Genomic DNA, 9,517 nt, shown 5'->3' on the forward strand with positions numbered 1-9,517 from the left:
ACGGTGGTGAATACCACCATCGATGCCATCGCTTGGCGGACCGCGTTACTCATGTAATTCTTCGGGGCGATCAATTCTACCTGGCTTCGCTGCCTAGACTCGTCTGCTGAGATTAATCGTGCAAGTTCGGGATCTGCCTGAATTAGGGGCTCCTCGAAAAACCGTCTCGTTGCTTTCATGCTTAAGTCTCCCTTGGGCCTTGTAAGGACGTGCCAGCGCGGACTCAGAATAGACCGTTGCTGTGATGGAGGCGTCTAGTGCTTCTACTCTTGTTGAGCGTTTTCGTGCTCAGCGCGCTCTGCGATTCCTTCTTAAAGCATGTGCCTAATTTAAGTAGTGAACCGTTGAATGGTACTATTGTAGTAACAGTAATTATACCATATAGGGCACCCCATATAAATGTCTATCTTGTCAAGTGAAGTGTTGCTTATCTACAAAATACTGCTGATAAACACGCGCCGCAGCATCATCGCCGGACATGGCCGGCTCCGCTGTTCCATTGTGAATTGCGTTCGCTTTGTTGCTACTTTCTGGCCGCCCTCGACGCCGCCAACAGGGCCGTCCGATGCCGCCATACTCTAATTCATGCTAGTGGACATTCGTTCATATAGTCTCTTTCTTTCATATCGATGCCGCGCGAGACTCCTGGAAAAGGTAGAAGGAATCATTGATAACAAATCCGTCGAGACCTGCAGCTCGGGCATAGGTCAGCAAGTCGCTTGCACGGTTTATGAAGCCGGTGCCACTGAAGTTAAGCGACGTGTTGCAGAGAACGCCGACCCCGCTTTTTCCCTTGAACGAGGTAAGCAGCTGAAACAGGGGGGGGTTTTGATCCAATGAAATTGTCTGGGCCCGCGCTGTGCCGTCAACATGCGTAACGGCCTCTAACCGGCTATCGATAACCTTCTGAAAAAGGAGCATGTAGGGCGACGGGCGTGCCAAGTCGAAGTGGAGCGCCACGTCCTGCTCCAGGCAAACCGGTGCGATCGGGCGGAAAGCCTCCCGGTTCTTGATTCGGTTTAAACGCTCATGAGTTGCTTTTGAAAAAGGCGCCGCGAGAATTGACCGATTGCCGAGCGCCCGCGGCCCGATCTCGCAATTCCCCTGCACCCAGCCGATCACCTTGTCATCGAGCAATGCCGAGGCCACTTGTTCGTAGTCGAGTGGATAAATCACAAGTCCGGTGTGGTCAATTTCGTCCAACACGAACGGCTGCCCTGAATACACGTCCCATTTGATCTTTGCATTGCCGGTGAAATGCCGCATGGCGTCCACAGCGGTCCCGATCGCCGAGCCCGTATCGTTTGTGCATGGCGGAATGAAAACATCTGAAAAAAGCTCTGTTTCGAGCCAACGGCGATTCCACTCGCAGTTCAATCCACATCCGCCGGAAATCAGCAGCGGGTACCCCTTTGTCAGATGCCTCTTCGCGAAAGTGTGGAACGACTCGAAAATGGCGTCAGAAACTTTCCTAGCAAGGTTAGTGAACTTCTGATCGGTTACGCCAATGTTGTAGTAGGGCGAATTCAGCAGAGTCTCCTTGGACAGCGGGTACAGATCGCTTGGAAGCAAGTAGTCAATCAGGGCCTGCTCTTCCCGGTCAGGCGGTCCGGGCTGCCCGTAGGCGCAAAGCGCCATTACCTTGCCGGCGTCCTCGAAGCGCAAGTGTCCTTTGGGAAAGGTGAATTTCGGATCGGCCAACGCATAGAGAAGAGCATACTTGCTACCCGGAGCAGTTATTACTCTGCCCAAATGAGCTACCTTCAGTCGCTCATCGACCTCATAGAAATCGCCGATGTCCCCTTCCCAAATCAGCGCATAGCAGGGCATTCCCAGGGGGAACGGCGACATGCCGTAGGATCCCCAGAGATGGGAGCGTTCGTGCGTTGAGGAATAGAAATGCATCTTCCTGCCGAAGATAGATGTCTCGCCGACAATCTCCGATCCGTTGCCAACGCCATAGTAGCCTGCCGCAACGGGCCTGTGGCTCGGGTTTTCCGTGATCGACCAGCCACTCACGGCAATCACATCCGGAATGGCCTGCATGCGGCCAGCGGCGTCAAGGACCGCTGATGGAGTGATGGTCGAATATCTGGGAAAGCTATCCTTCTCAGCCTCGTATGAATAGATGAGCTCGGCTGCTGACGCATCCAGCGCTGCAATTGCGCCGTCATGACCCGGCTTAAACGACATTATTCTCATGTTGGATGAGCTCCTACAGAATGAAGACTATCGGAGATATTGCGGGAAGACTTTGACCAAGCTAGGCGCGTTTCGCCTCTTGCGGCACCAACGCCTCAAGCCAGGCTAGCAGATTGATCGCCAGAAGATTGCTATATATAAAAGGCGCCTCTTTCTTACAATAACTCTATAGCATCCGTGTAGCAAGTGCGGCCTGATCTTGAAACCCCGGCGATGGTCAATTTTTGTGGTTGTAGGCAAAATAATTGTAAAGATATATGACATTAATATTTCCATTCAATGGGACGTTGCGTCAACTGCTTCTGGCGAGCGCGTTTCACTCTGTTGGTGGTCTGGGGCCGCCGCGATCGTGGTAGTCAGCCAATCGAGGATCGGGCGTGTGGCGGAGCAGGAACGGCGTCATTAACGATTTGCTGCGCGACAAGACATGCCCCGAGCATTGCACCACTTCAGTCTGCGCTGGTCGAGAAGCTCGTGGAGGGGACGCTCGCCGATCACACGAGTTCGACTCACTGGGCAGTCCGCGCGACGGTGAAGGCGGGCGGGCATCGCGGGCATAAGGTGGTGAATATTTGACCCGACCATACTTCGCGTGTCGCTTTCGCTAAGTCATGCCCAATGAGCGCGAGGAGAGCGCTGTCGCCCTCGTCGCGGTCGCCGTTGCATACCTTGCTAAGAGTCCGTCCCGAAACTGCTCATGAGTTACGCGCGATGCGCCTAACGAGGATCATGACGGCCGCAGCGTAGAGGAACGCGGTGGCGGACTCGATGGTCGCCTCGGCGTCCTTCCATAGCCGCCGGTTGCGGTTGATCCAGACGAAGAAGCGCTCGACCACCCAGCGCTTGGGCTGGACGGCGAAGCCGACCTGATCGGGCTTTCGCTTTACGATCTCGACTGCGACGGAGGTAGCTTCGGCTACTCGGGGGGCCTTGATAGCCAGCGTCGGCGAAGACCTTGCGGATGAAGGGAAAGGGTCGCCGCGAGGCTTGCAGGACCGGCCCAGCGCCGTCGCGGTCCTGGATGCTAGCTGGATGCGGGAACAGCACAAGTGCCCGACCGTCCGCATCGACCAAAGCGTGGCGCTTGCGCCCCATGATCTTCTTGCCCGCATCATAGCCGCGCGGCCCGCCGCTCTCGCAAGTCGTGACGCTCTGGCTGTCGATGACCGAGGCTGTGGGCGAGGCATCCCGGCCGCAACGCTCGCGGTCCAGAATGAGGAGCCGGTGATTGACCTTCTCGAACAGGCACTCGTCACGGAAGCGGCGGAACCAGCGGAACACGGTGCTTCTCGGCGGAAGGTACGATGGCAGCAGCCGCCAAGGGCAACCCGAGCGCAGCACGTAGAAAATTGCGTTGACGAGCTCACGCAGCGGCCAGGAGCGAGGGCGGCCCTGATCGCAAGGAGGTGGGAGGAGCGGTTTGATAAGTGTCCATTCGGCGTCGGTCAGATCGCTGGCATAGCGTAGCCCTGTTCGGCTATGCTGCCGACGGGTTGTTGGAGTCCACATCGCAGGTTCCAGAACGGTTACAGCAACCCCTTTTGAATCAGCGCTATCGTGACCACTCAACCCCGTTCGCAAGTCATGACACCACCTAAGTCCATGCTGCACGATATTCCCGGAGGCGAGGCCCTCGTTAAGTGGTTCGGGCGCGTGCCACGCTTCCATGATGCCGAACTGATTGAGACGCCTTCTCCGGAAAGGGGGGCTACTGCGCATACAGGCCTGGAATATGACGACGAGGTGGATGCCAAAGGCTACTTTGTTCTCGACAAGCACGCGACAGTTACCCTCGCCCTTGAGGGCGTGAGCTCGAACAATTGCGCCGATTTCGACATGATGCCGGCAATCATCTTTGATCTGGAAATCACCAACGTTGACGAGAACTACCGCATCGAGTGGGGTGCAAGCTACGGGGTGGCCGGCTTCATCACTGCCAAGCACGTGCGGGTCAGTCTTACGCCCAGAAGACCCGACTAGGAAGAGTTTCGAGACAGGCTCTAAGGCAAACTGCCACGATAGCTCCGCCGCTGTAATGGCATAGACGACGTGGCAGTATAGGCTCAAAACCAGTCGGCATCGAGCACCCAGTATGCAGGGCATCAACGTCGCTACCGGCCACAGCCGGTGCGGCGGGTCCCGTCAGTCGACTTGAACTGGCCGAGGACGACCTGTTGATATGGATGATTCCCGCACCGCAGAGTGGAAACGGTGCCTGACCCAGCTGCAATGCATGGTTCCCCAGCCGATCGCTTTCGAACCCGGGCTTGCCATTAATCTGTCCTAACTCTTGACGATCGCAGTGCAGAGGGCACATTCAAGTACCGTCTTGCGCAACCGGCGGCGACGCGCATCAGCACTTCCGGAGCATAAGCGTCAGCGGCCGCTGCGAGATCATTCACGGTGAAACTCTCACCCAGCAATTCGACCGAGACGGTCGGAAGACAAACTGCCTCAGGAACGTCCGTTATGTCAATCGCGGTGGAGTCCATCGACGTTCTTCCGACCAGAGGAGCCGAATATCCAGCAAACCGGACGGATATCTTGTTTCCGCAGGCCCAAGGAAGGCCATGCTTGTAACCGATGCCCAAGATCGCTATGCGGCTGTCTCGGACCGTACGAAATGTCGCGCCATAACCGACCGCCTCACCCTTGGGCACATTTCGCACATCGAGTATATTTGCCTGAAGTTTTACGACGGGCAGAAGAGGGTTCGGTTGAATGCCGGCGTTGTTGAGACCAAAAAGCGCTGAACCCACCCGGACGATATCGAAATGAAAATTCTTCCCGAGCCAAACACCCGCGGATGCGGCTAGACTGCAACGGGCAGGTTTAAGCAGATTGGAGATCGCCCGAAAGCGGTTACTCTGCAGCACATTCATTGCGTCGGCAACGCGATCGCTACAAGCGAGGTGACTGAGGACGACTGAGGGGTGGTGCCGCTTAAAAGTGCCGGAAAGATAATTTCTGCGTACGTCGTCAAAAGTAAGCCCGAAGCGAGAGAAGCCGGTTTCCACATTGAGAAAATATGTTTGCGCCTCGCCCGCAGCGCTAATAGCGTCCAGTTCACCGGAGTTATTCACTACAGGTGTAATCCGGCTGGATCTATAGTATTTCCTCAACGTCGTAAATTGATCGCAGAGAACCGCAACCGTCGCGCCTATCTTGGAACTCCTTATTGCCATCGCTTCGTGGAGATCTCCAACAAAAAAAAGATCGCATCCGGCGGCGGCCAACGTCCTTGTGACCTCAATAATACCAAGCCCGTAGGCGTCGTTTTTAACGACTGCTGCCACCTTTACATGTGGTCCGACCATGGCCGACACAGTCTGGAAATTTGCCTGAACTGCCGCCAGATTGACTTCTAGCACAGCATCCGCGCGCTGCGGTATGGACAACATCTTTTACCCCCTTTGCGAGTTGATCGAGAAGCATCGCATTCTTTTTATTGGTTGCGATCCGAAGTAGAGCACGGGCGAGCAACAACTTTTGTCGCGCCCGCTTGGCCAATGTATTAAAAGTTCGTCTTCCGCAGTGCGGCTGGCGACTAGGAAGAGGATCTTCATTGCGAGTACTTGATTCTAGCTGGGATCGCGTGCTAGCGGGCAAGTCATGCAACGGCCGCCACCTCGTCCACGGCTGAGTTCTGCGCCCTCGACCGCTATCACTTCAACGCCGGCGCGACTCAGCAATGAATTCGTGTTGACGTTGCGGTCGTAGGTAACGACAACGCCCGGCTCGACCGCAATTACGTTATTTGCGTCGGACCATTGCTCTCGCTCCGCCTCATAGTGATCGCCGCCGGTAGGCACTATTCGGAGAGCCTTAAGTCCTAGGGCCTTGGCCACGACAGACAAGAAGGGTTCATCCTCTTCGGTGACATCGAACGTATCCTCAGAATTGCCCGGGCGGAGAGTGAACGTTCGCAGCCCCTCCACCACGGGTGGGTAAATCGTCACCAGGTCTCGGTCGCAGAAGGTGAAGATGGTGTCGAGATGCATGAAGCTACGGTCCCGGGGCATCAGAGCCGCAATAACGCGAGTGATTTTGTCGACCTTGAACAAAGCGCGCGCCAATGCCTCGACGGCCTGCGGCGTGGTCCTCTCACCCATACCGATTAGAACAACACCGTCACCAATTGGCATCACATCCCCCCCCTCAAGACTGAGCGCACCGTTGGTTCGATCAGGCAACAGCCGTGTGAAGCCAGCGTCCCGAAATCGAGGATGGAAGCGATAGACTGCCTCAACATTCTCTGCCTCAGGCCGTCTAGCGCGCCAATACAGGGGGTTGATTGAGACGCCGCCATAGATCCAGCATGAACTGTCACGCGTAAAAAGCTGGTTCGGTAAAGGAGGTAGAACGAAATCCTCGGGCTTTAATGTTCGCCCAGTCAGCCCGTGCGGCTTAAATTCAAGATCCTCACGCGCGATCCCGCCAATGAGCAAGGCCGCGAGTTGACTTGACGGCATCTCGTCAAGCCAGCTCCGCAACTCATTGGCGAAATCCAGGCCGACGACTGAAGGACAGACGCGTCGATTTAGGAGCCAGCCGCGGGCGTCGGACAACGCCAAAGTTTCCGACAGCAGGTCGCCCAAAGAACGAACGACGACACCGCGCTCACGAAATTTTTCCACGAAGGCATCGTGCTCCTGTTGCGCACGCTCGACCCAAATCACATCATCGAAGAGGAAGCCCTTGCAGTTCTTCGGTGTAAGGCGGCGGAGGCTAAGGTCTGGTCGATGAACAAGGACCTCACGTAGCCGGCCAACTTCTGAATGAACCCCTAAGGTCGTCATATGGCCGTCCTCACTGTCAGTTGAAGGCCATACACCGCCACAAGGTTGGGGTGACTGGTGCCTTCTACGGTCGCCAGCGCATAGCTTTCAAATGAAATCGTTTGCGTGGACATAGGCGGCTCCGTTAATGTGCGAATGAGTAATCCTCCGCCTGCAACAAGTATGCCGACCAAAGACGACTTATGATCAAGAGGTTGACTGTCGCGTCCGACAGGTAGGCTCACAGGTTTGTCCGACTCCCTACAAAGGGTAAGACCGTCGTCTAATAGCGAGATTTGCAAGCGCCTTTTGGTGCGGGAGGTGTTTGCCGGGAGCACGGTCGTCTACGCGGTCGACATGGGTCGCCGCATCATGGGGCTTCGTGGGATGGTCCCTCCAATGTATGTCTCGCACGCTCCGAGCAAACTCGTGGTGCGACGGTCTTACGGAATGGACCAGCCTGGGTCCTGGCAGGGACTCCTCTTCACGCCATGGGCGCTGCACAGCTCGAGAGTTAGGCGATGGCCATCGCCCTGTTGAAGAGCTCACCGGAGCGGAGCATCGCATGCATGATGACGGCGAGCTCTCGCAGCGGGTCGACGAAGCCGAGTTGGGCAGGCGTGAAGATTCGATCGCGGTCGAGCGAGGGCTGGAAAGAGAAGTGGAAGCCGGCGAGCGTCTTGATCGTGGCCAGGCGCCCCATGCGCAGTGCCGTCTTGATACGGCTGTTCTCCCGCAGGGTCAACTCTTCCGAGAGGAGGATGTCCATGGCTTCGAGGGCGGCGATATCGGCTTGCTCGAGCCGACGCACGATATGATCGAGCGTTTCGAGCGCCCGCGGCATCCAGGCCGACGAGGTCGTGGCGGATTCGATCGATTGTGGATGCGTGTTATCGAGCGCGTTCGTCACGGACGCTGCTCCTTCGCCATCAACCGGGCGACGGCATCGTAGAAGGCCAACGGGCGCTGAGCGACCCTGTCACCGGAGCCGTGAAGGGTGACGTCGTCGTTCTTCGGTCTCTCTCGGCGCTTGTGGACATGGATGTTGCGATGACCGGCCCAACATGCGCTGATGCCGACCTTCGAGAATGGAATGGGTGGCTCAGCGCGCCGTCCTCGAAGACGCGCACCTCTTCGGGTGTGCACCTCGACGACACGGCGCCTGGTGGCGTCGGGCGCGCTGTAGAAATTGCCGCCGACGCTTGATCATGCCCTCCCGGCTGATGCGTCGCTCGAGCTTCAGGACCGATCTGAACGGAGCCAATGGCAGCGGCCGCAGCGCTGCCCGCTCCCCGGCGAAAGCTTCGTTGACGACACGCCTTGTGGTGGCGTGAACTCTCGGGTTTGCGACCATGTCCAGCCAGTGGCGCAACTGGGCGTTCAGGTCTTCGAGATTACGAAAGGACCGGGCCAGGAAGAAATCCTCGCGAATGTAGCGGAACGGTCGCTCGACCTTGCCTTTCGTTTTGGCGCGATAAGGCCGACAGGCCTTGGGATGGAAACCATAGTGCCGGGCAAGATCGACAAGGGCACGGTTGTAGACGATGCCGCCGGCCTCACCTTCGCCGATCACAGCCGTCTTCATACGATCGTAAAGCACTTCGCGAGGAGCGCCGCCCAGCGCCTCGAAGGCGGCGGCATGACAACCTAGAAGCGTCGATAGATCCTGGTGGACGACGAAGCGTGCCCAGATCAAGCGGCTGAAGCCGAGCACCAGAGAGAATAGCCAGACGATCCTCGGTGTCGTTGGTTCGTCGGTAAAGAGTCGAACCTGCGCCTGCTCGCCGGGCGGGTCTCGAAGCGAACCTCGTAGCCCCGCTCCGCTGACGCAGGACGGACGTCGCGCAGGAAGTCGTGAGCCCGGATATCGCGTGACGCGTTCGCGAAGATAAGCTGTGAAGGGATCGATCACCGCCTGACGCGGTTTGCGCGGTCCGTAGGCCGGAGCCTCGAGCCCGCCCCCGCAATGTATTTGCGCACCGTCTTGCGGTCGATCCCGCTCTCCCTGGCGATCGCCGACACCGACAGGCCCTGCCGATGCAAATCCAGTATCATGATCATCTCCCCGATCTCGATCACCGAAATCCCAGCGCACGCCCTCAGCCACGACCATTTCGTCACGCGCGCCACCAGTGTCTGCGTGGCTTCATAAAGCAGCGTTCGCATCATGCCGTCGCCGCAGCGGCATATCCGGACGATGCGGCGGGCGCGTGGCTGCGGGAGGGATCGCACCTCGATCTCATAGGCGCGTTTAAGCCCGACATGCGCGAAAGTGATACGGCTGCGATCTGGGGCGCGGGTGTTCGTCGACGGGCGCGCGGGGGCTGTTTTGGCCACCCGGGCCGCCTAAACGAGATCGGCCGGACCGTTTTCAAATCCAGCTGCCAGGAAGGTCATACGACGTTGATGGGGCGCTCGATGATGCAATGCTGGGTGCCACACCTTCAGGTCATCTCGGGATAAAGGCCCAGAAGCTCATCAATCAGATCGGCAAATTTTTGTTCCGGAGGGGTCAGCGAGCTCAAGTTGGAAGAGAT

5 protein-coding genes and 3 pseudogenes are annotated in these 9,517 nt (G+C 57.5%); 2 read left to right on the forward strand and 6 right to left on the reverse strand.

Annotated elements, in window-relative coordinates:
- Positions 1-621 precede the first annotated feature (621 nt).
- Both AC04SF_RS36975 and AC04SF_RS36980 read right to left on the reverse strand, forming a co-directional pair.
- Positions 622-2,202, reverse strand: a complete 1,581-nt coding sequence (locus tag AC04SF_RS36975) for a carbamoyltransferase C-terminal domain-containing protein (RefSeq protein ID WP_488481823.1) — start codon at positions 2,200-2,202, stop codon at positions 622-624.
- Positions 2,203-2,919: 717 nt separating this feature from the next.
- Complete coding sequence (locus AC04SF_RS36980; protein ID WP_488481826.1) at positions 2,920-3,921, reverse strand: IS5 family transposase; 1,002 nt, start codon at positions 3,919-3,921, stop codon at positions 2,920-2,922.
- Here AC04SF_RS36980 and AC04SF_RS36985 point away from each other — a divergent pair.
- Positions 3,805-4,182 (forward strand): hypothetical protein, encoded by a 378-nt coding sequence (locus AC04SF_RS36985; protein ID WP_488481827.1) that lies wholly within the window; start codon positions 3,805-3,807, stop codon positions 4,180-4,182. The genes AC04SF_RS36980 and AC04SF_RS36985 overlap by 117 nt on opposite strands.
- Positions 4,183-4,475: 293 nt before the next feature.
- Here the strand turns inward: AC04SF_RS36985 and alr are convergent, their stop codons facing one another.
- From alr to istA, 4 genes and pseudogenes are all read right to left on the reverse strand, one after another.
- Positions 4,476-5,603 (reverse strand): alanine racemase, encoded by a 1,128-nt coding sequence (gene alr / locus AC04SF_RS36990; RefSeq protein WP_488481824.1) that lies wholly within the window; start codon positions 5,601-5,603, stop codon positions 4,476-4,478.
- A 180-nt stretch (positions 5,604-5,783) separates the two neighbouring features.
- Positions 5,784-7,001: an arginine deiminase gene (locus AC04SF_RS36995; protein WP_488481825.1), complete on the reverse strand. Its 1,218-nt coding sequence runs from the start codon at positions 6,999-7,001 to the stop codon at positions 5,784-5,786.
- Between the two features lie 574 nt (positions 7,002-7,575).
- Positions 7,576-7,858 (reverse strand): annotated as a pseudogene (locus AC04SF_RS37000) (ATP-binding protein); the annotation flags it as partial.
- 28 nt (positions 7,859-7,886) lie between these two features.
- Positions 7,887-9,041: pseudogene (gene istA, locus AC04SF_RS37005) on the reverse strand (IS21 family transposase).
- 141 nt (positions 9,042-9,182) lie between these two features.
- Here istA and AC04SF_RS37010 point away from each other — a divergent pair.
- Positions 9,183-9,309, forward strand: a pseudogene (locus AC04SF_RS37010) (bifunctional Delta(1)-pyrroline-2-carboxylate/Delta(1)-piperideine-2-carboxylate reductase); the annotation flags it as partial.
- Positions 9,310-9,517 lie beyond the last annotated feature (208 nt).

It is taken from the genome of Mesorhizobium sp. CNPSo 4671 (assembly GCF_057784245.1).

Bases quoted from the DNA above. Each gene is read 5' to 3' on its own strand.
- AC04SF_RS36985 (WP_488481827.1), top strand. From the start codon at position 3,805: ATGCTGCACGATATTCCCGGAGGCGAGGCCCTCGTTAAGTGGTTCGGG.
- AC04SF_RS36995 (WP_488481825.1), bottom strand. From the start codon at position 7,001: ATGACGACCTTAGGGGTTCATTCAGAAGTTGGCCGGCTACGTGAGGTC.
- alr (WP_488481824.1), bottom strand. From the start codon at position 5,603: ATGTTGTCCATACCGCAGCGCGCGGATGCTGTGCTAGAAGTCAATCTG.
- AC04SF_RS36980 (WP_488481826.1), bottom strand. From the start codon at position 3,921: ATGCGCAGTAGCCCCCCTTTCCGGAGAAGGCGTCTCAATCAGTTCGGC.
- AC04SF_RS36975 (WP_488481823.1), bottom strand. From the start codon at position 2,202: ATGAGAATAATGTCGTTTAAGCCGGGTCATGACGGCGCAATTGCAGCG.